Raw genomic sequence first — 22,824 nt, 5'->3', positions numbered from 1 at the left:
AGCCGGCAGCGCGGGCAGAAAGGCCATGAGCCGCCGTGAACGCCGGCGCCGCCGTCCTCTCGTTTTCCGCCTGCTTGGCTGGATGTTCACCCTTGCCATCTGGGGCGCGATCCTGCTGGGCGCGGCCACGGTCTATGTCTTCATGACCATCGATTCCGACGGCCTGTTCAGGATTCCGGAACGCAAGCCCGGCATCATGCTCGTTTCCGCCGATGGTCAGGTCATCGCCGAGCGCGGATCGTTCTTCGGCGACGAGGCCAGGCTTTCGGAACTGCCACGCTATGTGCCCCAGGCCGTCATCGCCATCGAGGATCGCCGCTTCTATCATCATTTCGGCGTCGATCCGCTTGGCCTGGCCCGTGCCGCCTGGGTCAATTTCCGGGCCGGGCGCGTGGTGCAGGGCGGCTCCACCTTGACGCAGCAGCTGGCCAAGAACCTGTTCCTCAAGCCGGAGCGCACCCTCAAGCGCAAGTTCCAGGAAGCCATCCTCGCCCTGTGGCTGGAAAGCCGCTATTCCAAGGACGAGATCCTGCAGCTTTACCTCAACCGCGTCTATTTCGGCGCCGGTGCGGTGGGCATTGAAAAGGCGGCGCAGAAATATTTCGGCAAGTCGGCGCGTGAGCTGACACTTGGCGAAGCGGCCATCCTCGCCGGCATGCTCAAGGCGCCGGCGCGATACAACCCCATTCTCCATCCCGAGAGAGCGAAAAAACGCGCAGCCCTCGTCATTGAGGCCATGCGCGAGCAGGGCTTCATCACCGAGGAAGAGGCCCGTAATGCCCTGAAGGGCGCCAACCCCGTCAAGCCATCCGCCTATGTTTCGGCCACGCAATACATCGTGGACTGGGTGGTGGATCAGCTGCCTGATCTCATAGGTGATTTCAAGCAGTCGATCGTGGTGGAAACCACGCTCGATGCCGCCATTCAGCGCAAGGCCGAACAAACGCTCGTGCGCACGGTTCGCAAGTATGGCAAAAAACGGCGCTTTTCGCAGGGGGCGATGGTGGTCATGGCCGCCGATGGCGCTGTCAAGGCCATGGTCGGCGGTGTTTCCTACAAGCGCAGTCAGTTCAATCGTGCCGTCAAGGCCCGCCGTCAGCCCGGTTCGGCCTTCAAGCCCTTCGTCTATCTCACGGCGCTGGAAATGGGCTGGACGCCGGACAGCATCGTGCTCGATGCGCCCTTGCAGATCGGCAAGTATCGGCCGGAAAACTATGGCCGCAAATATTATGGCGAGGTCACCCTGAAGAAGGCGCTGGCCCTGTCGCTGAATACCGTGGCGGTGCGGTTGTGCGTGGCCGTGGGGCCGGAGAACGTGGCGGCGACGGCCTATCGCCTCGGCATCACCTCTCCGCTCAATCCCGTTCCCGCGCTGGCCCTTGGCGTGTCCGAGGTTTCGCTGCTGGAGCTGGTGGGCGCCTATGCGCCTTTTGCCAACGGCGGCAAGGCGGTGGTGCCCTATATCGTCACCCGCATCACCACCCGTGACGGCAAGGTGCTCTATGAACGCAAGGGCTCCGGTCTCGGTCAGGTGATCGAACCGGCGGATCTTGGCGCCATGAACGAGATGATGCGCGGGGTCGTCGCCTATGGCACGGGCAAGGCCGCGCGAATTCCGGGGCGTGACATTGGCGGCAAGACCGGCACCACCCAGAACTATCGCGATGCCTGGTTCGTCGGCTACACCTCAGGGCTTGTTGCCGGTGTCTGGCTTGGCAACGATGACAACACGCCCATGCGCCGGGTCACGGGGGGCTCATTTCCCGCCCGCATCTGGAAAGCCGTCATGGAAAGGGCCCTGAAAAACCGTCCGGCCACGCCGCTTCCCGGCACGTATGCGCCCGAGACCGATCTGGCTCCCTGGGAGGAGGAAAGACGGGTGGCGCAAAGGAACAATGGCGGCCTCGTTGGTTTTCTCACCCGCATCTTTGGCGGCACCCCGCAGCCGGAACCCCGGGCAGATATGCCAACGGCACCGGAATTCCGGCCTGAAAGGCAGCCGCGCGAAAAGCGCTACAACTTCCGCCCCGCCCGCCGCACCATCAGCCGCGGAGCAGACGGCCGCCGCCGCATCCAGAACTTCGGCCCGGCCCGATAGACCATCCGCCCTGATCAGGAAAATACAGCCCAGCACAGTGAATGGCGGAGAGGGTGGGATTCGAACCCACGGTGCCCGAAAGGGCACAACGGTTTTCGAGACCGCCCCGTTCAACCACTCCGGCACCTCTCCGGTCAAGGAAACGATCGTTCCGCGGGGCGAAGAGGGACATAGCGCAGCTTGTGCCGTTTCTCAAGGGGGCGCCTTTTGGCGTTCTCCTTAAATATCATTGAGGCTGAAGGCACTGGAAAGCCCATTCTCTTTCCAGTTGGCCGCGCCCGGCTGCCTCAGCTTGGCTGCCGGGGAATGATCTTTCGCATCGCGCACGTGTTTATGCGCTTGACCGGCAAAAGGGCTTTGTGGCATATCTCCGCGCAACCTGCGGCGGGCTTTTTATTCAAGGCCTGCCGTTTTTGTGCTTGTTTCGCCGCCTTGCCTTCCCGTCCGCGGGAAGTGCCTGAAGCGGAAAAACGAGTGAAATCCGGCCTGCTGCCCCAGGCAAGAACAACAACGATACAAGTCCGCCCCTTGCATGTGGTGGCCTCTTCCTGGCCCCGAAAAGCGGCGGCGCCGTGCGGCGCAGGCGAAAACAAAAGGCAAGAAAGAAGGAAGGACACTTCGCCATGTATGCAATCGTGAAAACCGGCGGCAAGCAGTATCGGGTGGCGCCGCAGGATGTGATCGAGGTTGAGAAACTTAAGGGCGAGCCGGGCGCCACGGTCGTTCTCGATCAGGTGCTGATGGTGGCGACCGATTCCGGGCTGCACGTGGGCACGCCTTTCGTGGACGGCGCCTCCGTGGCCTGCGAGCTTGTGGAGCAGAAGCGCGGGCCGAAGATCATCATCTTCAAGAAGAAGCGCCGCAAGCATTATCGCCGCAAGAAGGGCCATCGCCAGCACTATACGGTGCTGCGGGTGCTGGAGATCCTCACCGACGGCAAGAAGCCGTCCGTCAGCCCCAAGAAAGCCGCCTCCGGCAAGAAGGATGCGGAAAAGGCCAAGGCCGATGCCGCAGCCGCAAAGGACAAGCCTGCCAGCAAGGAGGCGGCCAAGGCCGAGGGCGGTGATGACCTTTCGCTGCTGTCCGGCGTCGGTCCGGTGCTGGAGAAGAAGCTGCGCGAGGCCGGCATCACCACCTTCAAGCAGATTGCGGAGCTCACGCCGGAACAGGCCAAGGAACTTGATGAGAAGCTCAAGCTCGGCGGCCGCATCGAGCGTGAGGAATGGATCGAGCAGGCCAAGGAGCTGATGGCCGGCAAGGCGCCGCGGGCGAAGGTGGATCAGAAGAAGGCGGCAAAGAAGGATTCATGACCTGCCTTGATCAGCCCGCCCTGCCCCTCTTGAAGAAAAGGTATTGAGCGGGCACATTCCCGGCAGGTTGAACAGAAAGGCGATCATCCGGAGCGAAAGGCGCCGTGCAAAAGGGCTGTTCAGGCCTCCCATGGCCAGCCAGAAAGCGGCCCCGCTCCAGAGGAAAACACTGCAGGAGGCTTGAGCCATGGCACACAAGAAAGCAGGCGGCTCGTCTCGCAACGGGCGCGATTCGGTTGGCAAGCGCCTGGGCGTGAAGAAGTTCGGTGGCGAGCATGTCATTCCCGGCAACATCATCGTGCGCCAGCGGGGCACGAAGTGGCATCCCGGCGAGAACGTGGGCATGGGCAAGGATCATACGCTCTTTGCCCTCGTGGAAGGCACGGTGAAGTTTCACACGTCCCGTGGCGGGCGTTCCTACGTGTCGGTGATCCCGGCGGAGTGAGCCGCCGGCGTCATCCCGGCCCGTGCCCGCATGCGTAAGGGACGGGCCTGAAGACATCTCATGCAAGGCCGGCGGTCTTTGCCCCATCGGGAAAGATCGGCCGGCCTTTGCTTTTTCATGTCATGCGCATAACGTGGCACGCAGGATGAAAAAACGCGTCATCGCACCCATATTCTGGCAAAACCGCAACCAGAGACGAACAGGAAACAACCGGGTCGCCCAAAGGGCGGCGGAATGAAACGATCATGAAATTTCTCGATCAGGCCAAGGTCTACATCCGCTCCGGCGACGGCGGCGCGGGATGCGTCAGCTTCCGTCGCGAGAAATACATCGAGTTCGGCGGCCCCGACGGTGGCGACGGTGGCCGCGGCGGTGACGTGTGGGTGGAGGCGGTGGACGGCCTGAACACCCTCATCGATTACCGCTACCAGCAGCATTTCAAGGCCGGCAAGGGCATGCACGGCATGGGCAAGAACCGCACCGGCGCCAAGGGGCGCGATGTGGTGCTAAAAGTACCGGTGGGCACGCAGGTTCTGGACGAAGACAAGAAAACCGTGCTTGCCGATCTCACGCGGCCGGGGCAGCGCGTCTTGCTGCTGAAGGGCGGCAATGGCGGCTTCGGCAATGCCCGCTTCAAGTCGCCCACCAATCGCGCGCCAAGACATGCCAATCCGGGACAGCCCGGCGAGGAACGCTGGATCTGGCTGCGGCTGAAACTCATCGCCGATGCCGGCATCGTCGGCCTGCCCAATGCCGGAAAGTCCACCCTGCTTTCGGTGGTGTCCGCGGCGCGGCCGGAAATCGCCGACTATCCCTTCACCACGTTGCATCCCAACCTCGGCGTGGTGAAACGGGGCACCGATTCCTTCGTGTTGGCCGACATCCCCGGGCTGATCGAAGGCGCGCATGAGGGGGCGGGGCTGGGCACGCGCTTTCTTGGTCATGTGGAGCGCACCGCCGTGCTCCTGCATCTGATCGACATCAATCACGAGGATTGCGTTTCGGCCTATGAAACCGTGCGCAAGGAACTGGCCGCCTATGAGGACGGCAGCCTCGCCGAGAAACCGGAGATCGTGGCCCTGTCCAAGATCGATCTCGTCGATGAGGAGACGCGCCATCTCATCGCCGAGGACTTTCGCGAGCGCACGGGCAAGGCGCCCTTGCTGCTTTCTGCGGCCACGGGCGAGGGAGTGAAGGAGGCGATGGGCCGCCTGCTGGAGACCATCAAATCCGTGCGCGCGGAGGAACGGATCCTCGAGGACGAGGCGGAGACTGCGCAAAAGGGCTGGCAGCCATGAGCGAACGACTGGCCCGGGCACGCCGGATCGTGGTCAAGATCGGATCCGCCCTGCTCGTGGATACATCGACCGGGCGGCTGAAACAGGCCTGGCTGGAAACCCTGGCGGACGATCTCGCCGCCCTGCATCGGCAAGGGGCGGATATCCTCGTGGTCTCTTCCGGCTCCATCGCACTGGGCGCACGCCTGCTCAAACTCCCGCCCCGCGCCCGGCAGAAGCGCCTGGAAGAAAGCCAGGCGGCGGCCGCCGTGGGGCAGATCGTGCTGGCGCGGGCCTGGGCGGAGGCTTTAGGCCGGCATGACATCGTGGCCGGGCAGATCCTGCTCACGCTCATGGATACCGAGGAGCGGCGGCGTTATCTCAACGCGCGCGCCACGTTGAATACGCTGCTGAAACACCGGGCAGTGCCGGTGATCAACGAGAATGACACGGTGGCCACCGACGAGATCCGCTATGGTGACAACGATCGCCTCGCCGCCCGGGTGGCCTCCATGATGCATGCCGATTGTCTGGTGCTTCTGTCCGACGTGGACGGGCTTTACAGCGCTCCGCCCGGCACGGAAGGCGCCCGGCATATCCCTGAAGTCTCCCGCATCACGCCCCGGATCATGGCCATGGCCGGCGATGCCGAAACCGAGGTAGGCTCCGGCGGCATGCGCACCAAGCTGGAGGCGGCGCGCATCGCCACGCAGGCGGGCGTGAACATGGTCATCGCCTCCGGGCGCGAGATGCATCCGATCCGGCGCATCCTTGACGGGGCCCGGTGCACATGGTTTACCTCCTCGGCAAACCCGGTTGCCGCCCGCAAACGCTGGATCGCCGGTAGCCTGGTTCCGGCAGGCGACATCGTGGTGGATGCCGGTGCTGCCGCGGCGCTCAAGCGCAACAAGAGCCTTCTGCCTGTAGGCGTGATTGCGGCGCGCGGGCGTTTCAGCCGCGGCGATGCCGTGCGCATCCTCGATGAGGCGGGCAATGAACTGGGGCGGGGGCTGGTCAATTACGATCATGCGGAAGTGGACCGCATCCGCGGGCTGAAATCCGACGAGATCGCCGCCGCGCTCGGCTATGCGGGGCGAGACGTGCTCATCCACAAGGACGATCTGGTGCTGACGGGAGCGCAGGAAGCATGAAGGACATCACCGCCCTCATGGCGGACGTGGGCCAGAAGGCGCGCGCCGCCGCCGAAGCCCTGGCCCATGCGGCCACGGAGGCGAAGGATGCTGCGCTGAAAGCCATGGCGCGCATCATCCGTTCGCGCAAGGACGAGATCATCAAGGCCAATGCCGAAGACGTGCAGGCCGCCCGGGACGCGGGCCGCACCGATGCCTTCATCGACCGGCTCATGCTTGATGACAACCGGGTGGAGGCCATCGCCGCCGGGCTTGAGGCCATCGCCGCCCTGCCGGATCCGGTGGGCTCGGTCATGGCGGAATGGGAGCGGCCCAATGGCCTGAAGATCGCGCGGGTGCGCGTGCCGATCGGCGTGATCGGCATCATTTATGAATCCCGCCCCAATGTGACGGCCGATGCCGGCGCCTTGTGCATGAAGTCGGGCAACGCCGCGATCTTGCGCGGCGGTTCGGATTCGTTCCGCTCTTCCACCATTCTCGTGGAATGCCTGCAGCAGGGGCTGGAGGAGGCCGGCCTGCCGCGAGAGGCCATCCAGATGGTGCCGACGACGGATCGCGCCGCGGTGGGCGAGATGCTGAAAGGGCTCAATGGCGCCATTGACGTCATCGTGCCGCGCGGCGGCAAGTCCCTGGTGGCGCGGGTGCAGGAGGAGGCGCGCGTGCCCGTTTTCGCCCATCTCGAGGGCCTGTGCCACACCTATATCGACCGCGACGCCGATGTTGAGAAGGCCGTGGCCGTGACCGTGAATGCCAAGATGCGCCGCCCCGGCATCTGCGGTGCCACGGAAACCGCCCTCGTGGATGCTGCGGCGCGGGATACGCTGCTGGCGCCGGTGGTCAAGGCTCTGCTCGATGCCGGCTGCGAAGTGCGCGGCGATGAGGCCACGCAGGCGGTGGATCCGCGCGTGAAGCCGGCGAGCGAGGAAGACTGGTCCACGGAATATCTGGCGCCCATCATCTCGGTGAAGCTCGTGGATGGCGTGAAAGGCGCCATTGAGCACATCCGCCGCTATGGCTCGCAGCATACCGACGCCATCATTACCGAAAATGACGAGACCGCCGAGACCTTCTTGCGCGAGGTGGACAGCGCCATTGTCATGCGCAATGCCTCCACCCAGTTTGCCGATGGCGGCGAATTCGGCTTCGGTGCCGAAATCGGCATCGCCACCGGCCGCATTCACGCCCGCGGACCGGTGGGGCTGGAACAGCTCACCACCTTCAAGTATCAAGTGCGGGGAGACGGCCAGACACGCCCGTAAGGACATCCGGATTTTCAAGCGGGCTGTTTGCTTAAAGCGCACGGAGCTTTTGCGGGAAGGCACGTTTTCCGCCCGTTGGGCGCACATTCAGCGTGGCAGGGATTTAAGAGCATGAGCGAGATCGACACCGGCCCGTATGAACGCGTGGCGGAAGAGGCCCTGCAGAAGGCCCGGCAGGCGGGCGCGGATGCCGCCGATGTTGTGGTGGCGGGCGGTGAAAGTGTCGAGGTCTCCGTGCGCGACGGCGCCCTGGAGCATCTGGAGCGCTCTGACGGGCTGTCCATGGGCTTGCGCGTGTTTTGCGGCAAGCGCCAGGCAGTGGTTTCCCTGGGCGATCCCCTGCATGCCGATCTTGCGGAAGCGGCGGAACGTGCCGTGGCCATGGCCAGGGTGGCGCCGGAGGATCCGCATGCGGCGCTGGCGCCGGAGGAGATGCTGGCGCGCGATCTGCCGGATCTGGATATCGACGACGGCTTTGCCGTTTCTGAAAACCGGCTGGAAGAGCTGGCGCTGAGCTGCGAAGCGGCGGCGCTTGCCGTGGATGGTGTGAGCAAGTCTTCCGGTGCGGGGGCTTCCGCTTCCCGCCGTGTGGTGGTTCTTGCCGCCAGCAACGGCTTTCTCGGCAGTTACAGCCGCACGTCCTATGGCGTTTACGCCTCCGTCATCGCCGGCACCGGCGCGGACATGCAGCGCGACTGGGATTATGACAGCCGCTGCCATTTTCAGGATCTGGAGAATCCGCAGCAGATCGGGCGCCAGGCGGGCGAACGGGCGGTGCGGCGGCTGCATCCCAGAAAGCCTGACTCTTTAAGCGGCGCACCGGTCATTTTCGAGGCGCGCGTGGCCGCTTCTCTGGCCGGGCATCTTGCCGCCGCCATCAATGGTCAGAACATTGCGCGCGGCGGCTCCTTCCTCAAGGACAGGATGGGTGCGCGCATTCTGGCAGAAGGCGTTTCCGTCATCGACGATCCGTTCATGACACGCGGGCTGGCCAGCAAGCCCTTCGATGGCGAGGGGCTAAAACCGGAGCGGCTGGCTGTTGTTGATGATGGTGTTCTTGCCCACTGGCTGCTGGATCTGGCAACGGCGCGCCAGCTTTCAATGAAGAGCAACGGACATGCCAGCCGCAGCGTCGGCGGGCCGCCTTCGCCGGCTTCCACCAATTTCTATATCGCCGCCGGCCGGGAAACGCCGGATGCCCTGATCAAGAACGTGCGGCAGGGGCTTTTGGTCACCGAGCTGATCGGCATGGGCGTGAACATCGTCACCGGCGATTATTCGCGCGGTGCTTCCGGCTTCTGGATCGAGAACGGGGAGATCACCCATCCGGTCAGCGAAGCGACGATTGCGGGCAATCTCGCGGAGATGTTCTTGCATCTCACCCCTGCCAACGACCTGCAGTTCCGTGATGCGCGCAATGCGCCCACATGTCTTGTGGAGGGCATGACCATTGCCGGGCGCTGAGGACAGCGACATGGACCTGGCCCTCGCCGCCATCCGGCGCGGCGGCGAAATCGCGCTGTCCTACTTCCGAAAAGGCCCGCGCTGGCATCGCAAGCCGGACAACACACCCGTGTGCGAAGCGGATCTCGCCGTGGATGAAGCGCTGCGCACCATGCTCCTTCAGGCGCGGCCGGACTATGGCTGGCTCTCGGAGGAAACGCGCGACGATGCCGCGCGCCTGCATAAAAAGCGGGTATGGGTGCTCGATCCGGTGGATGGCACGCGCAGCTATCTCTCCGGCGAGGCGACCTGGTGCATTTCCCTGGCGCTGGTGGAGGACGGCAAGCCCGTCATCGGCCTTATCTGGGCCCCGGCGCTTGACAGGTTGTGGCAGGCTAAGGCCGGGGACGGCGCTTTTGAGAACGGGCGGGCCGTTCATGTCAGCTCCAGGGAAAATCTGAAAAGCGCGCGCCTGATCGCGCCCGCCTTCGTGCATGATCCGGCCCGCTGGCAGACCCCCTGGCCGGAGGATGTCTTCACCATGCGCCTGCCCTCGCTGGCGCTGCGGCTGGCCTTCGTCGCCTCGGCGGAGGTGGACGGCATGTTCGCCCCCGGGCGCAAGAGCGAATGGGACCTGGCGGCGGGCGATCTCATTGTGCGTGAGGCCGGCGGTGTCATCAGCGATGCCAGGGGCCGGCCCATCGTCTACAACAGGGAAGATCCCCATCCCTATGGCGTGGTTGCCGCAAACCCTTCCTTGCATGAAAAGATCGTGCAACGGCTGGCGGGGCTGAAGCCCCCTGCGCGCCATGGAAAACGGAAAACGCACGCGACGGAGAAAAAGAGGCCCTCATGAGCGATCATGTCTATGAATCGAAGCAGTATCTGCACCTCGTTTTCGGCGGACGGCTGAAGGATGTGCAGGGCGTTGAATTCGCCGATCCCTATAATCTCGATATCGTGGGCATCTTTCCTTCCTATGCAGAGGCGCACAAGGCATGGGAGGAAAAGGCCCGCGCCACCATCGACGACGCTGAGGTGCGTTATTTCATCGTGCACATTCACCGCCTGCTGGAGCCGGAGGACTGATTGTTTCACCGGTCCACCAGACGTTAAGAACGGGATTTCATCCCGGTCCGAACCGTTTTGGCGGGTCATGTGACCTACCGCATTCGCACAAATGATTCATGTTTAAAAACCAATAATTTCACCCGCTTATGAATTATGTGATGCGATCATGCCGAACCACGCTACACAACATAAGGCTACCATCTTCCTCATCACCCCGGCGTAAGCCTTAGGTCTCGGGCCACAAACTCATGAATTTGTGGTCTGAGATACCGGCTGATCTACGGTATGACGATATGGGGCTCGCGTTAAAGTTTGGGGGGCGCAGTCAGTGCCGGAAATGGCGCATGCCGGTGAAGACCATGGCCAGCCCCGCCTTGTTGGCGGCCTCGATGACTTCCTGATCACGAATGGAGCCACCGGGCTGGATGACGGCGGTGCAGCCGGCGCCGGCCGCTTCCAGAAGGCCATCGGCGAAGGGGAAGAAGGCATCGGACGCCACCACCGAGCCCTTCACCTCCAGCCCCGCCTGCTCCGCCTTGATGCGGGCGATGCGGGCGGAATTGACCCGGCTCATCTGCCCGGCGCCAACGCCGATGGTGTGGTTGTCTTTGGCATAGACGATGGCGTTGGATTTCACGAACTTGCAGACCTTCCAGGCGAAGATCAGATCGCGCATCTCCTCCTCGGTGGGGGCGCGCTCGGTGACGACCTCCAGCTTGTCAAACAGGGAAAGATCGGCATCCTGAATGAGCAGGCCGCCGTTCACCCGCTTGAAATCCAGCCGCGGTGCCGGCTCCTGCTGCCACTGCCCGCAGGCGAGCAGGCGCACGTTCTTCTTGCGGGCAACGACTTCGGCCGCATCTTCGCTCACCTCCGGCGCGATGATGACCTCCACAAACTGCCGATCGATGATCGCCGCCGCGGTTTCCGCATCCAGCGGCCGGTTGAAGGCGATGATACCGCCAAAGGCCGATTCCGGATCGGTCTCATAGGCGCGGTCATAGGCCTCAAGCAGGCTTTCGCCCAGGGCCACGCCACAGGGGTTGGCATGCTTGACAATGACACAGGCCGGCGCTTCGTCGAACTGCTTGACGCATTCCAGCGCCGCGTCGGTATCGGCGATGTTGTTGTAGGAGAGCTCCTTGCCCTGAAGCTGTCGGGCGGTGGCCACGGAAGGCTCCTGCGGCCCCTGTGAATCCACATAGAAGGCGGCCCGCTGATGCGGGTTTTCGCCATAGCGCATGTCCTGCTTCTTGACGAACTGGGCGGTGAAGGTCACCGGCCAGGCCGTCTCCGGCTGTTCCGGATCCGCCACCACGCGGCCGAGCCAGTTGGAGATGGCGGCGTCATAGGCGGCGGTGCGGGCGAATGCCTTCTGCGCCAGCTTGCGGCGGAACTTGGCACAGGTGGCGCCGTCATGCTGGGCCATGTCGCCAAGCAGCTTTTCATAATCGGCCGGATCGACAACCACGGTGACGGAGGCGTGATTCTTGGCCGCGGCGCGGATCATGGCCGGCCCGCCAATGTCGATGTTCTCCACACAGGTGTCATAATCGGCGCCGGACGCCAGCGTCTCCTCGAAGGGATAGAGATTGACCACGAGCAGATCGATTGGCGCGATGCCATGCTCGGCCATGGCCGCTTCATGTTCCGCATTGCCGCGCACGGCGAGCAGACCGCCATGTACCTTGGGATGCAGGGTTTTCACCCGGCCGTCCATGATCTCGGGAAAGCCGGTGATGTCGGACACGTCGGTGACCGGAATGCCGGCTTCCTTCAGCGTGCGTGCCGTGCCGCCGGTGGAGACGATCTCAACCCCGAAACGGTCAACAAGCGCACGGGCAAGATCGACAAGGCCCGTCTTGTCGGACACGGAAAGCAGGGCACGGCGGATCGGCTGCGACATGGCTCTTCTCCGGAAATTGGCTTGTCCTGATCACATGCGGAATGTTCGGGGCTGCTGATAGCAGATCCTTCCCGCGCAGGTAAACGCTTCCACAGAGGTTCCGTCAAATTCTTTGCGGAAAACCGCTCTTTCCTTGCGCACCTTTCCGGTTGGCTTTCCTGCCTTCAAAAGAAGGGGCGCGCCGGTAAAAAGCGCGCCTTGATATAAGGGGGCACGGATGCCCGTGCCGGTTATGCCTGATATTGCTGCACCAGGGGCTTGTGGTGATTATTCATGTGAGATGCGCGTGCCCAGGGCCTGAAGGAACTGCGCCATCCATGCCGGATGCGCCGGCCAGGCGGGGGCGGTGATCAGGTTGCCGTCGGTGTGGGCGGCATCGATGGGAATGTCGGCGTATTTGCCGCCTGCCGACTTCAGATCGGGCGCGCAGGCCGGATAGCAGGACACTTCCCGGTCGCGCACGATGTCCGCCGCCGCCAGGATCTGCACGCCATGACAGATGGCCGCGATGGGCTTGCCCTGCTCGTGAAATGCCCGCACCAGATCGATCACCCGCTGATCAAGCCGCAGGTATTCCGGCGCGCGCCCGCCGGGGATGACCAGCGCATCGTAATCATCGGCCTTGACCTTGTCGAAATCGGCATTCAGGGTGAAGTTATGCCCCGGTTTTTCGGAATAGGTCTGATGCCCCTCGAAATCATGCACGGCGGTGGCGATCTGATCCCCCGCCTTCTTGTCCGGACAGACGGCATGCACCTCATGCCCCACCGCCTGCAGTGTCTGGAACGGCACCATGGTTTCGTAATCCTCGGCAAAGTCGCCGCAGAGGAGTAGGATCTTCTTGGCCATCTCGCTTTCCTCCCTGATGGTGAATGAAGCGGACACGTTCATGGTTCTGGCCTGCCACGCGCACAGGGTATCGCAGCCGCCGGCGCTTGCCCAGAGCGGGAAAGGGTGAGGCCATAATTATGACAATCTGGCAATGTTCATCTATTAGCGTGCTGCGGGGGCGCCTCGCCCACGTTTTCGCCAGACCGCAAGGGCTTGCGAAACCGGGCGCCAGCCGAGGGGAAGATCGTGAGCAAGGGGACGGTCAGCGAAGTTCATGCGTTTACACCACCGCCGGAGGATCCGGCCCGCGCCGGCGGCATTCTCACCATCGATCTGGGCCAGGTCGTTGCCAACTGGCGCCATCTGAAGGAGAAGGCGGCAAGCGCCATCTGCGCCGCCGTGGTCAAGGCCGATGCCTATGGCCTTGGCGCGGTGCCGGTCGCGCAGGCGCTGTTTGATGCCGGATGCCGGCATTTCTTCGTGGCCCTGCCGCAGGAGGGCGCCCATCTGCGCGCAGCTCTGGGGGCGGAGGCCAAAATCTGGGTCCTCAACGGCTTGTTGCCGGGAGAAGCCGCCTTCTATGCGGACCATGGGCTGCGGCCGGTGCTGTCTTCGCTGCCGGAGGTGACGGAATGGGCCGCCTTCTGTCGCATGCGCGAGATGCGGCTGCCGGCGGCGGTGCATGTGGATACCGGCATGAACCGCCTGGGCCTTAACCTCGATGAGGCGCACAGGCTGGCGGGCGATCGTGATCTGCTCGGTGCCTGCCGGCTTGAGCTGGTCATGAGCCATCTGGCCTGTGCCGATGAACCCGGTGATCCCATGAATGAGCGGCAGCGCGAAACCTTCGCCGAGATTCGCGCTCTTTTCCCGGATGTGCCCGCCTCGCTGGCCAATTCGGCCGGCACGCTCATCGGTTCGGCCTATCATTTCGACATGGTGCGCCCCGGCATTGCCCTGTATGGCGGCAATCCTTTCTCCGACAGGCCCAATCCCATGCGGGCGGTGGTCTCGCTTTATGCGCCCGTGCTCATGGTGCGCCGCCTGCGCAAGGGCGAAACGGTGGGGTATGGCGCCACCTGGCGGGCGGAACGGCCATCGCGGGTTGCGGTGCTGGGGCTGGGCTATGCCGACGGCTATTTGCGTTCCTTGAGCTGGCCGGCGCGCAATGGTCCGGCGCAGGTGATGATTGGCGGGCATTACGCCCCGGTGATCGGGCGCGTGTCCATGGACAGCATCTGCGTGGATGTCACCGATGTTCCGGAGGATTTCGTGGAACGGGGCGTGCGGGCGGAAGTGCTTGGCCCCAATGTGACCGTTGATGAGGTGGCCAAATGGGCCGGCACCATTTCCTATGAGATTTTGACTTCCCTGGGAGGGCGCTATACACGTCTGTACGTGCCGGCGGGAAACGGCGCGCGGTCGTGATCCCTTCTCGCCGGTGCTCAGGAACGATGCGGACGTCTCGCCGGAAGGGGGAGGCGGGCACGTCCGGCCAGCCGGGAGTTCAAGGGACGATCCGTGAATCCGCTCGCCCAGATAGGCCGCGTCGTGCTGCATCTGCTCGCAGAGACGGGCCGGCTCGCCTTTTTCCTGAAAAACGCGCTGCTGATCGGGCTGACGCCGCGCTGGTATCCGCGGCAGATTCTCATCCAGATGATCCGGATGGGCTATAACTCCCTGCCGGTGATCGGATTGACGGCCTTTTTCACCGGCGGGGTGCTGGCGCTGCAGATCTATATCGGCGGCACGCGCTTCAATGCCGAATCACTTGTGGCCTCCATCGTCGCGCTCGGGATTACGCGCGAGCTGGGGCCCGTGCTTGCCGGGCTGATGGTGGCCGGGCGTGTTTCCGCCGCCATCGCGGCGGAGCTTGGCACCATGCGGGTGACGGAACAGATCGATGCGCTTGTGACCCTCTCCACCAATCCCTATCGCTATCTGGTGGGGCCACGCATCGTCGCCGGGGTGATCACTTTGCCGCTTCTGGTGATCATCGCCGATATCATCGGCATCATGGGCGGCTATATCGTCGGCACCCGCTCGCTGGGCTTCAATGCCGGCGCCTATCTGAAGAACACGGTTGATTTCCTCGAGATGCAGGATATCACCTCCGGCCTGATCAAGGCGGCGGTCTTCGGTTTCATCATCGCACTGATGGGCTGCTATCACGGCTTCAACTCGCGCGGCGGCGCCCAGGGCGTGGGCCGCGCCACCACCAATGCGGTGGTCTCTGCCTCCATCCTCATTCTCGCCGCGAATTACGTGCTCACCTCGTTGTTGTTCGCCGATTGAATCCATTTCTCAAAAGCCAGGGCCATGAGCGAAAAGCAGACACATGCCGCACCACCCCCGGACGATATCCATGTGGAGCTGAAAGGCCTGCGCAAGGCCTTTGGCGACAAGGTGGTGCTTGATGGCATTGACCTGAAGGTGCGGCGGCGCTCCTCGCTGGTGGTCATCGGCGGTTCCGGCACCGGCAAGTCGGTCATGCTCAAGTGTCTGATCGGCCTTCTGGAGCCGGACGGCGGGCAGGTGATCATCGACGGTGAGGACACCACCCACTTGAGGGGCCGCGCGCGCGATCGCGTCATGCGCAAGTTCGGCATGCTCTTTCAGTCCGCGGCCCTGTTCGATTCCCTGCCCGTATGGGAAAACGTGGCCTTCGGCCTTATCCAGGGCCGGGGCATGCGCCGGCGGCAGGCGCGGGAAAAGGCGATCGAGACCCTGGCCAAGGTGGGGCTGGGGCCGGAGGTGGCCGATCTCTATCCGGCGGAGCTTTCCGGCGGCATGCAAAAGCGCGTCGGTCTGGCGCGGGCGATCGCACACCAGCCGGACATCATCCTCTTCGACGAACCCACAACGGGGCTCGATCCCATCATGGCCGCCATCATCGACGAACTCATCGTCTCCACCGTGCGAGATGTGGGCGCCACTGCCATTTCAATTACCCATGACATGGCCTCGGTGCGGCGCATCGCCGATGAAGTGGCCATGATCTACAAGGGCCGCATCATCTGGCACGGCCCCGTCTCCGAGATCGACCATTCCGGCAATCCTTACGTCGATCAGTTCATCCACGGGCGCGCCGAAGGCCCGATCAAGATGGACGTTTCGCAAAAGTGAACCTGTTCAGCTTGCGTCAGAATGACGCATTTTTCTTGTCGACACACATTACACACCACCTTCCCTGGATGTTCGGGACAAGGATCCTGCACAGCACCCCCATCGTCATACCGGCGAAAGCCGGTATCTAAGGCCACAAACGCATGAGTTTGCGGCACGAGACCTAAGGCTTTCACCCAAGCGAGTCCGAGGAAATTCAGAAAGCGTGCTGTTGCCGTCAAATTGACCGAGGAAAAAAGCTTTCCATGAGTTGGAGCTAGTTGTTTAACTCATTGATAAACCATAATAAAGTGTCATTGCCGGGCCCCGTCCCGGCAATCTAGGGCCACGGATGATGTGGTTTTGGTTAGCGATGGCATTTGCCAACAGGCTTGGTCTGAACCGTATGTTCTTTGATGGAAAGTTCCTCTTGAAAGTCAGAGCCCGGAAGAACCGTTTCTACTTGCCATTCCTGCATGCGAAAAACGCCCCTGGATGCCCGGGACACGCCCGGGCATGACGTAACATGTTGATATTTAAGATAAAAACAACACACTCCTAGTTTGGGCGATGGTGGGAGAATGACTTGGTAAAAGCATCTATGAGGGGTGACGAAAAATACAGCGATTTTGTGTCGTGTAGTGTTCAAACCATAGCCCCGCATGGCCGGGGTATGCTAGGCCTCTCTTGGGGTGCTGATGCATTTGCATTCGGGATTTGTCTGCTTCATGGCGCGCAATCGCACATCGTTTATCTGTCAGGCCTGCGGGGCCGTGCATCCGCGCTGGGTGGGGCGGTGCGATGCCTGTGGCGAGTGGAACACCCTCGTGGAAGACACCAGCGCCACCGCCCAGCCGCTTTCCGGCGCCAAGGGCAAGCGCCTGCCAAAGGGAAGGGCGCAGGCCTTGCAGCCGCTTTCCGGTGGAGGGGAAAGTCCGCCACGCTTGAGCACGGGGCTTGCGGAGCTGGATCGCGTCGCCGGCGGTGGTCTTGTTCCGGGCTCGGTCATTCTCATCGGCGGCGATCCCGGCATTGGCAAGTCCACCCTTCTTCTGCAGGCTCTGGCCGCCATGGCCGAGAACGGACGGCGCTGCGTTTATGTCTCCGGTGAGGAGGCGCTGGATCAGATCCGCCTGCGGGCGCAGCGGCTCGGGGTGGCGCAGGCGCCGGTGCAGCTGCTGGCGGAGACCAATGTCGCCGACATCATCGCCACCCTCTCCGACGAGGGAGCGCCGGATGTGGTGGTCATCGATTCCATCCAGACCCTGTGGTCGGACGTGATCGAATCGGCGCCGGGAACAGTAACACAGCTGCGCGCCGGCACTGAGGCCCTCATCCGCTTTGCCAAGAAAAGCGGCACGGTGATGCTGCTGGTGGGGCACGTGACCAAGGAGGGGCAGATCGCCGGTCCGCGCGTGGTGGAGCATATGGTGGATACGGTGCTCTATTTCGAGGGAGACCGCGGCCATCAGTATCGCATTCTCCGCGCGGTGAAGAATCGCTTCGGCCCCACGGATGAGATCGGCGTGTTCGAAATGGCGGAAAGCGGCCTCATTGAGGTGCGCAATCCCTCCCTGCTCTTTCTGGGCGACAGCGGAGAGCGGGCGGCGGGCTCCGCCGTTTTCGCCGGCATGGAAGGTGCGCGTCCCCTTCTGGTGGAGGTTCAGGCCCTGGCCGCCCCCACGCCGCTGGGCACGCCGCGACGGGCGGTCGTGGGCTGGGATGCGGCACGGCTGGCCATGATCCTCGCCGTTCTGGAAACCCATGCCGGGGCCCGCTTCGCCGGGCATGATGTCTATCTCAATGTGGCGGGCGGTCTGAAAATCCGCGAACCGGGGGCTGATCTCGCGGCAGCGGCGGCGCTGGTCTCCTCGCTCAGTGGTCAGCCGCTGCCGGCGGGCATGGTGATATTTGGCGAGATTGCCCTTTCCGGTGTCATCCGTCCGGTGGGACATGTGGAACAGCGCTTGCGCGAGGCGGCCAAGCTGGGATTTGCGGAAGTGCTCACCGCCCCCCTGCCCCGCCGGCCGAAGACGGAAGGGCTGAACATCCGCGAAATCGGCCATGTCACGGATCTGGTGGCCATGATCGCAACCGGAGGCGGCGGGGGCTCATGATCGATCCTGCAAGGCAGGCCTGTCAATAACGCCACAGGACAAATGGCGCATTTCCTTAGCGGAAGGCGATCAGGCTGCCGTCGTTGGCAAGCACATAGAGGGTGGCATTGGCGATGACAGGGGCGATGAAGGCTTTTTCGCCGATGTCATGCTCGTTCATCAGCTGCCCGGTCTGGGGCGAGAATTCGGCAAGCACGCCCTTGGAGGATACCGCAAGCAGACGGCCGCCGCCCATGACCGGGCCGCTCCAGGCGCCTTCCGGCATGGCGATTGTCCAGCGCACGCCGCCGGTGCGGCGGTTGACAGCAGAGAGGCGCTTCTTTCCGGTAATGACGAACAGATAGTCTCCGGCAAGCCAGGGTGTGTTGCGCCCGCCGGTGCGCAGGCTCCATACCTCCTGTCCGCTGCGCAGGCGAAAGGTGGTGAAACTGCCGGCCGCCGGAATGACATGCACAAGTCCCTTGTAGATCACGGGGCGGCCGGCGATGTCGCTGATGGCATCCGGCGCGCCGATGTTTTCCGACCACAGGCTGGCGCCTGCCGGCGTGAAAGCGGCGACATCGCCTGTGGAGAAAGGCGCAACGACCACGCCCTCGCCCACCGCCGGCGCCGAGGCGGAGATGATGGAGGCGCGGGCCCTGTCTCCCTGCTGGCGCCATTGTTCCGCACCGCCCGCAGCGGAGAGGCAGTAAAGCGTATTGCCAAGGTCCCGCACATAGATGCGGCCACTGGCCACCACCGGCGCGGTGCGAAACGGCATCTCCAGCTTCTGTCGCCAGAGCACGCGGCCCGTGGCCGGATCAAGGGCCACAACCTCGCCAAATCCGGTCGCGGCATACAGCGCGCCGCCATCGGAGCAGAGCCCGCCGCCAAACCCCACATCCGCATCCTCGCCCTTGGGCACAAGGGAGGTGCGCCACAGCCGTTTGCCGGAGGCGGCCGACAGGCCCGTGACATTTCCCTTGGCATCCAGCACGAAAATGCGCCCGCCTATGACGATCGGGGGCGCGGAGAGGCTGCCATCGGAATCAGAACCCACTCCGGCAGAAACCGAAAAGGCCTTGCGAATGGGCCGGCCGAGCGCGAGATTGTGATTGGCATTGCTGGCGCGGCCGCCGGGCTGGGCCCAACTGGTGTTGCGCACCGCCGGCGGCACCACGACCGGCTCGTCAGAGATGCGCGCGCCGCTGGTTGCGAAAATGTCCTCGCGCTTGCCTGGCAGGCGCACGTCCTTCTCGCCAAGCAGGCCTTCCACGATCTCGCTCGTCTGCGAACAGGCAGAGAGAACAGCCCCGCCCGCCGCGGCGGCCAGGCCGCGCAGAAGGGTGCGTCTGTCGCTGCGCATAGTGGTCATTGCGCACTCTTCTGCTGCGAATCGCCGCTTGCCTTGCCGCCAGCCTTGGCTTGTCCGGCTGGTGTGGCCGGTTCTGCCATTGAGGCCGCCTTGCCGTTTTCGTCGGCGGCAAGGCGCGGCGTGATCGTTTCCATCAGGATGCGGGCGCGCTGACGGGCGCCGGGCGGCGTTTCCGGATCCAGCAAAATCTTTTCGGCGAGATTGCGCGCCGTTTTCAGATCACCGGCACGCCAGGCGGAAAGGGCAAGAATTTCCCAGGCCGCGGCCCGCCAGGGGCTTCCGGGCACATCAAGCCCGCCAAGCAGTTTTTTCAGGCTCTCGTGATCGGCGGTATCGACAATGAGCCAGGCATGGCGGATGCGGGCCGCATTGCGCAGGGGCAGATCGAGCGATTCGTCCTTTTCCACCTTTTCATAAAGGGCGATGGCATCCTTTATTTTTCCCGCCTTGGCATCGAGGGCGGCCAGCTTCAGGCGCGCTAGAGCCGCCGCCCCCTTGTGCGATCCCTCGGCGAGCGCGGTGAGCTTCAGGCGGCCTTCCTCCTGCTTTCCGGTGACGAGGAGATCAAGGGCGGAGGCATAGGCCTCGCCTGCGGCCTGCGCCTGTTTGGTCTGATAGTACTGCCAGCCCTTGTAGCCGGCCACGGCGGCGACGATGCCGAAGGAGAAGGCTATGAACCAGTTGCCATAGCGCTTCCAGAGCTTTTCCAGCTGCTCGCGCCTGAGCTCCTCGTCGACTTCACGCAGGAGGGCATCTTCTTCGCTCATGATCCCGTGCCCCAAGTTCGGCCCTGAAATCCGGGCTCCGCATCCATGAGGGCGGAAAGCTCTCCCGCCCGGCGATCGCGGCTAAACTAGTCTCTTGGCGGGATCATGGCAATCTCCGGTTTTTCATGCCGCCGGACCTGATCAGTCGAGGCCATAGACATGATCCTCGTCGGGGAAGGTGCGGCTGCGCACCTCATCGGCATATGTGGCGATGGCCTTCTCGATGGCGCCGGCGAGATCGGCATAGGTCTTGACGAACTTTGGCGGACGCGGATTGAGGCCGAGCATGTCCTCCATGACCAGGATCTGACCGTCACAGGCGGGCGAGGCGCCAATGCCGATGGTGGGAATGGGCACCTGCTCGGTGATGCGGCGGGCGAGCGGTTCGGCCACCGCCTCAATGACCACGCAAAACGCCCCGGCCTCGGCCACGGCCTTTGCGTCCTTCTCAATGGCGGCCCATTGCGCCTGCTTGCGCCCCTGCACGAAAAAGCCGCCCAGGGCGTTGACCGACTGAGGGGTCAGCCCGATGTGGGCCATGACCGGAATGCCGCGTTCGACGAGAAAGCGGATGGTCTCGGCCATGCGCACGCCGCCTTCCAGCTTCACCGCGCCACAGCCCGTTTCCTTCATGATGCGGGCGGCGTTGCGGAAAGCCTGCTGCGGGCTTTCCTCATAGGAGCCAAAGGGCATGTCCACCACCACCAGCGCATGCTTGACCGCGGAGGCCACGACGCGGCCATGCACGATCATCATCTCCAGGGTGACGGGCAGGGTCGAACCATGGCCATAAAGCACCATGCCCACCGAATCGCCGACGAGAAGCAGATCCACGTGCGGGTCAGCCAGGCGGGCGGTGTGGGCATGATAGGCGGTGAGCGCAACGATCGGTTCTCCGCCCTTGCGGGCGGCGATGCGCGGGGCGGTCATGCGGCGGTTTGGGCTGTGGGTGCTCATGGCGATACTCCGCGAAGATACAAGGCCGGGAAAGGGTCTTGATGAGGGCGGCCTCTTGTCGGTTCGTGCTGGCCGGAATATACCAAGGCGGACAGCAGGCGGCGATCATCCAAATGGCCCTGCGGCGAAGCGCGCGGGGCGGCAATGCCAGAATGCGCCGCCGATGGGACGAACATGAGGATGGAGGCCCCGATCGATGACTGTTTCCGCAACACGGCTTCTCGTCACCTCCCGCTCCCGGCTCGTGCAGCTTTCGCTGGCGGTGGCCGGCTCCCTGTTGCTGTGGCTTTCGGCCAAGGTGCAGGTGCCCTTCTATCCGGTGCCGATGACGATGCAGACCTTCGCCCTTCTCCTGCTGGCCGCGAGCACGGGGCGCATAGGCGTTGCGGCAGTCGCGCTCTATCTGCTGGAAGGGGCCTTTGGCCTTCCCGTCTTTGCCGGCACGCCGGAAAAGGGGCTTGGCCTTGCCTACATGACCGGGCCGACGGGCGGCTATCTCCTCGGCTTTCTGCTGGCGGCCGCCTTTGTCGCCTGGATGGCGGAAAAGGGATGGATGCAGGGCTTTGTCTCCCGTCTTGTGGTCATGGGCATCGGCGCCGCGCTCATTTATCTGCCGGGGCTGGCCTGGCTGTCCGCCTTCATCGGATTTGACAAGGCCGTCGCCTTTGGCCTGATGCCGTTCATCTATGGCGATCTGCTCAAGGTCCTGCTCGCTGCCGTGGCCCTGCAGGCCGCCTGGCGCCTGAAGAAGGCGTGAGCTTTCACCCCGCCTGGGCTGTTTTCTGCAACGGATGGGCGCCGATGTCGCCTTCATCACAGGATCCGGCGCTCTGCCCGCCACAGCCGGTGGCGGGCGTGAGCGTGTGTGTCATCCGTGACGATTCGGTGCTTCTTGTACGGCGGGCACATCCGCCATGGCCGAATGTATGGAGCCTGCCCGGCGGCAAGGTGGAGCTGGGCGAGCCGGTGCGCACCGCCGCCTTGCGCGAGCTGCGCGAGGAAACAGGGGTAACCGCTGAGATCGTGCGCCTGCTCGATGTCATCGACATCATCCACAAGGATCCGGAGGGGCGCATTCTGGATCACTTCGTGCTCACGGTTTTTGCCGCGCGCTGGGTACATGGCGAGCCTGAGCCCGCGAGCGATGCGGACGAAGCCGCCTGGATTCCCATCGAGGTGCTGGATGAAATCCGCCTCACCCCCGGCACGGCGGACCTGATCCGCCGCGTGGCGGCCGATCTTGCCGAGGATGACACCGCCCTCGGCTGAACGGATCATCACATTGGCCTTAAGTTGCCGCGGGTTCGTGGTTGTCTTCGCCGGAATTAACCCTTTTTTCACGGATCGGTGGCCCCAGGCCGCAGCTGGGGGTATCTATGATCAAGACCAAACCAGGAGCGTCAGAGCGGAAGGAACGTTAAGGCTCCAAGACGATGCGTGACGGAGGCACAAGGGACGTGACGCGCAGATTCGACGACTGGGCCACGCAGGCAGAAGAGGCCATGGGCGAACAGAAAACGCGGCATGCCGCCCTGCGCTACATCGTGGAGGCCTGGGAAGAGGCAGTCTATGACGGGCTGCATCCCGATCAGGTGGCTTCCGCCGCGCTGTTCGCCGCCGTCTCGGAGATGGTGACCGCCTATGGCGAGGAAGCCGTGGCCCGCATGCTGGAGGATTTGCCGGAGCGGATTCGTCGCGGCGAATTCACGCTCTACTACTCCCGGCAGTGAGCT

Annotated in this window: 21 protein-coding genes and 1 tRNA gene; 16 read left to right on the top strand and 6 right to left on the bottom strand. The window is 63.6% G+C overall.

From position 1 onward, the window contains the following. Positions 1–25 precede the first annotated feature (25 nt). The gene (locus EK16_RS06115; RefSeq protein ID WP_156098505.1) at positions 26–2,098 is read left to right on the top strand and encodes a transglycosylase domain-containing protein; all 2,073 of its coding nucleotides are present in this window, start codon (positions 26–28) and stop codon (positions 2,096–2,098) included. A 42-nt stretch (positions 2,099–2,140) separates the two neighbouring features. Here the strand turns inward: EK16_RS06115 and EK16_RS06110 are convergent. Next, positions 2,141–2,230 (bottom strand) — tRNA-Ser (locus tag EK16_RS06110). Positions 2,231–2,721: 491 nt separating this feature from the next. Between EK16_RS06110 and EK16_RS06105 the strand changes: the two genes are divergently transcribed. The 8 genes from EK16_RS06105 (at position 2,722) to EK16_RS06070 (ending at position 10,072) form a co-directional block, all read left to right on the top strand. Then, positions 2,722–3,408: a 50S ribosomal protein L21 gene (locus EK16_RS06105; RefSeq protein WP_038036089.1), complete on the top strand. Its 687-nt coding sequence runs from the start codon at positions 2,722–2,724 to the stop codon at positions 3,406–3,408. 187 nt (positions 3,409–3,595) lie between these two features. Continuing rightward, a complete protein-coding gene (gene rpmA / locus EK16_RS06100) occupies positions 3,596–3,853 on the top strand; it encodes a 50S ribosomal protein L27 (protein WP_038035335.1) in 258 nt (85 codons plus the stop codon). Positions 3,854–4,098: 245 nt separating this feature from the next. Next, positions 4,099–5,151 (top strand): GTPase ObgE, encoded by a 1,053-nt coding sequence (obgE, locus tag EK16_RS06095; RefSeq protein ID WP_038035334.1) that lies wholly within the window; start codon positions 4,099–4,101, stop codon positions 5,149–5,151. Next, positions 5,148–6,281, top strand: a complete 1,134-nt coding sequence (proB, locus tag EK16_RS06090; protein ID WP_038035333.1) for a glutamate 5-kinase — start codon at positions 5,148–5,150, stop codon at positions 6,279–6,281. Before obgE ends, proB begins: the two co-directional genes overlap by 4 nt. Further along, positions 6,278–7,540, top strand: coding sequence for a glutamate-5-semialdehyde dehydrogenase (locus EK16_RS06085; RefSeq protein ID WP_038035332.1), 1,263 nt, complete (start codon positions 6,278–6,280; stop codon positions 7,538–7,540). The genes proB and EK16_RS06085 overlap by 4 nt, the downstream gene beginning before the upstream one ends. A 111-nt stretch (positions 7,541–7,651) precedes the next feature. Beyond that, positions 7,652–9,004: a TldD/PmbA family protein gene (locus tag EK16_RS06080; RefSeq protein ID WP_038035331.1), complete on the top strand. Its 1,353-nt coding sequence runs from the start codon at positions 7,652–7,654 to the stop codon at positions 9,002–9,004. Between the two features lie 10 nt (positions 9,005–9,014). Further along, a complete protein-coding gene (locus EK16_RS06075) occupies positions 9,015–9,839 on the top strand; it encodes an inositol monophosphatase family protein (protein WP_156098504.1) in 825 nt (274 codons plus the stop codon). Beyond that, on the top strand, positions 9,836–10,072 hold the full coding sequence (locus EK16_RS06070) for a DUF4170 domain-containing protein (RefSeq protein WP_038035329.1): 237 nt from the start codon (positions 9,836–9,838) through the stop codon (positions 10,070–10,072). The genes EK16_RS06075 and EK16_RS06070 overlap by 4 nt, the downstream gene beginning before the upstream one ends. Before the next feature lie 307 nt (positions 10,073–10,379). On the opposite strand, the gene purH is transcribed toward EK16_RS06070, so the two are convergent. Both purH and EK16_RS06060 read right to left on the bottom strand, forming a co-directional pair. Beyond that, positions 10,380–11,960 carry a bifunctional phosphoribosylaminoimidazolecarboxamide formyltransferase/IMP cyclohydrolase gene (gene purH / locus EK16_RS06065; protein WP_038035328.1) on the bottom strand — a complete coding sequence of 527 codons (1,581 nt, stop codon included), beginning with the start codon at positions 11,958–11,960 and terminating at the stop codon, positions 10,380–10,382. A 267-nt stretch (positions 11,961–12,227) separates the two neighbouring features. Next, positions 12,228–12,809, bottom strand: coding sequence for a DJ-1/PfpI family protein (locus EK16_RS06060; RefSeq protein WP_038035327.1), 582 nt, complete (start codon positions 12,807–12,809; stop codon positions 12,228–12,230). Between the two features lie 228 nt (positions 12,810–13,037). Here EK16_RS06060 and alr point away from each other — a divergent pair, with 228 nt between their 5' ends. From alr to radA, 4 genes are all read left to right on the top strand, one after another. Further along, positions 13,038–14,219, top strand: coding sequence for an alanine racemase (gene alr / locus EK16_RS06055; protein ID WP_081910311.1), 1,182 nt, complete (start codon positions 13,038–13,040; stop codon positions 14,217–14,219). Between the two features lie 93 nt (positions 14,220–14,312). Continuing rightward, entirely contained in the window at positions 14,313–15,086 is a 774-nt protein-coding gene (locus EK16_RS06050; RefSeq protein ID WP_038035325.1) for an MlaE family ABC transporter permease, read from the top strand. A 24-nt stretch (positions 15,087–15,110) separates the two neighbouring features. After that, on the top strand, positions 15,111–15,917 hold the full coding sequence (locus tag EK16_RS06045) for an ABC transporter ATP-binding protein (RefSeq protein ID WP_051928999.1): 807 nt from the start codon (positions 15,111–15,113) through the stop codon (positions 15,915–15,917). Between the two features lie 707 nt (positions 15,918–16,624). After that, positions 16,625–18,013 (top strand): DNA repair protein RadA, encoded by a 1,389-nt coding sequence (radA, locus tag EK16_RS06040; protein ID WP_038036078.1) that lies wholly within the window; start codon positions 16,625–16,627, stop codon positions 18,011–18,013. Between the two features lie 55 nt (positions 18,014–18,068). Here the strand turns inward: radA and EK16_RS06035 are convergent, their stop codons facing one another. From EK16_RS06035 to panB, 3 genes are all read right to left on the bottom strand, one after another. Next, entirely contained in the window at positions 18,069–19,367 is a 1,299-nt protein-coding gene (locus tag EK16_RS06035; protein WP_081910310.1) for an outer membrane protein assembly factor BamB family protein, read from the bottom strand. Next, positions 19,364–20,134, bottom strand: a complete 771-nt coding sequence (locus EK16_RS06030) for a tetratricopeptide repeat protein (RefSeq protein ID WP_051928997.1) — start codon at positions 20,132–20,134, stop codon at positions 19,364–19,366. Before EK16_RS06030 ends, EK16_RS06035 begins: the two co-directional genes overlap by 4 nt. Before the next feature lie 141 nt (positions 20,135–20,275). Beyond that, positions 20,276–21,091, bottom strand: a complete 816-nt coding sequence (panB, locus tag EK16_RS06025) for a 3-methyl-2-oxobutanoate hydroxymethyltransferase (RefSeq protein ID WP_038035324.1) — start codon at positions 21,089–21,091, stop codon at positions 20,276–20,278. A 196-nt stretch (positions 21,092–21,287) separates the two neighbouring features. Here panB and EK16_RS06020 point away from each other — a divergent pair, with 196 nt between their 5' ends. The 3 genes from EK16_RS06020 to EK16_RS06010 all read left to right on the top strand — a co-directional run bounded on the left by EK16_RS06020 (position 21,288) and on the right by EK16_RS06010 (position 22,821). Beyond that, a complete protein-coding gene (locus tag EK16_RS06020) occupies positions 21,288–21,848 on the top strand; it encodes a biotin transporter BioY (RefSeq protein WP_038035323.1) in 561 nt (186 codons plus the stop codon). A 44-nt stretch (positions 21,849–21,892) separates the two neighbouring features. Next, on the top strand, positions 21,893–22,360 hold the full coding sequence (locus EK16_RS06015; protein WP_038035322.1) for an NUDIX hydrolase: 468 nt from the start codon (positions 21,893–21,895) through the stop codon (positions 22,358–22,360). 188 nt (positions 22,361–22,548) lie between these two features. Next, positions 22,549–22,821: a hypothetical protein gene (locus EK16_RS06010; protein WP_369793086.1), complete on the top strand. Its 273-nt coding sequence runs from the start codon at positions 22,549–22,551 to the stop codon at positions 22,819–22,821. Positions 22,822–22,824 lie beyond the last annotated feature (3 nt).

The sequence above is a fragment of the Thermopetrobacter sp. TC1 genome, assembly GCF_000746275.1.
Classification (GTDB): Bacteria; Pseudomonadota; Alphaproteobacteria; order Rhizobiales; family Aestuariivirgaceae; genus Thermopetrobacter.
Note: the sequence above shows the minus strand (reverse complement) of the source record. Positions and strands in the feature narration are given on the sequence as shown.

Bases quoted from the DNA above. Each gene is read 5' to 3' on its own strand.
- EK16_RS06115 (WP_156098505.1), top strand. From the start codon at position 26: ATGAGCCGCCGTGAACGCCGGCGCCGCCGTCCTCTCGTTTTCCGCCTG.
- EK16_RS06020 (WP_038035323.1), top strand. From the start codon at position 21,288: ATGACTGTTTCCGCAACACGGCTTCTCGTCACCTCCCGCTCCCGGCTC.
- rpmA (WP_038035335.1), top strand. From the start codon at position 3,596: ATGGCACACAAGAAAGCAGGCGGCTCGTCTCGCAACGGGCGCGATTCG.
- EK16_RS06060 (WP_038035327.1), bottom strand. From the start codon at position 12,809: ATGGCCAAGAAGATCCTACTCCTCTGCGGCGACTTTGCCGAGGATTAC.
- EK16_RS06080 (WP_038035331.1), top strand. From the start codon at position 7,652: ATGAGCGAGATCGACACCGGCCCGTATGAACGCGTGGCGGAAGAGGCC.
- EK16_RS06085 (WP_038035332.1), top strand. From the start codon at position 6,278: ATGAAGGACATCACCGCCCTCATGGCGGACGTGGGCCAGAAGGCGCGC.
- radA (WP_038036078.1), top strand. From the start codon at position 16,625: ATGGCGCGCAATCGCACATCGTTTATCTGTCAGGCCTGCGGGGCCGTG.
- EK16_RS06075 (WP_156098504.1), top strand. From the start codon at position 9,015: ATGGACCTGGCCCTCGCCGCCATCCGGCGCGGCGGCGAAATCGCGCTG.
- EK16_RS06070 (WP_038035329.1), top strand. From the start codon at position 9,836: ATGAGCGATCATGTCTATGAATCGAAGCAGTATCTGCACCTCGTTTTC.
- purH (WP_038035328.1), bottom strand. From the start codon at position 11,960: ATGTCGCAGCCGATCCGCCGTGCCCTGCTTTCCGTGTCCGACAAGACG.
- EK16_RS06045 (WP_051928999.1), top strand. From the start codon at position 15,111: ATGAGCGAAAAGCAGACACATGCCGCACCACCCCCGGACGATATCCAT.
- panB (WP_038035324.1), bottom strand. From the start codon at position 21,091: ATGAGCACCCACAGCCCAAACCGCCGCATGACCGCCCCGCGCATCGCC.
- EK16_RS06035 (WP_081910310.1), bottom strand. From the start codon at position 19,367: ATGACCACTATGCGCAGCGACAGACGCACCCTTCTGCGCGGCCTGGCC.
- EK16_RS06030 (WP_051928997.1), bottom strand. From the start codon at position 20,134: ATGAGCGAAGAAGATGCCCTCCTGCGTGAAGTCGACGAGGAGCTCAGG.
- obgE (WP_038035334.1), top strand. From the start codon at position 4,099: ATGAAATTTCTCGATCAGGCCAAGGTCTACATCCGCTCCGGCGACGGC.
- proB (WP_038035333.1), top strand. From the start codon at position 5,148: ATGAGCGAACGACTGGCCCGGGCACGCCGGATCGTGGTCAAGATCGGA.
- EK16_RS06105 (WP_038036089.1), top strand. From the start codon at position 2,722: ATGTATGCAATCGTGAAAACCGGCGGCAAGCAGTATCGGGTGGCGCCG.
- EK16_RS06015 (WP_038035322.1), top strand. From the start codon at position 21,893: ATGTCGCCTTCATCACAGGATCCGGCGCTCTGCCCGCCACAGCCGGTG.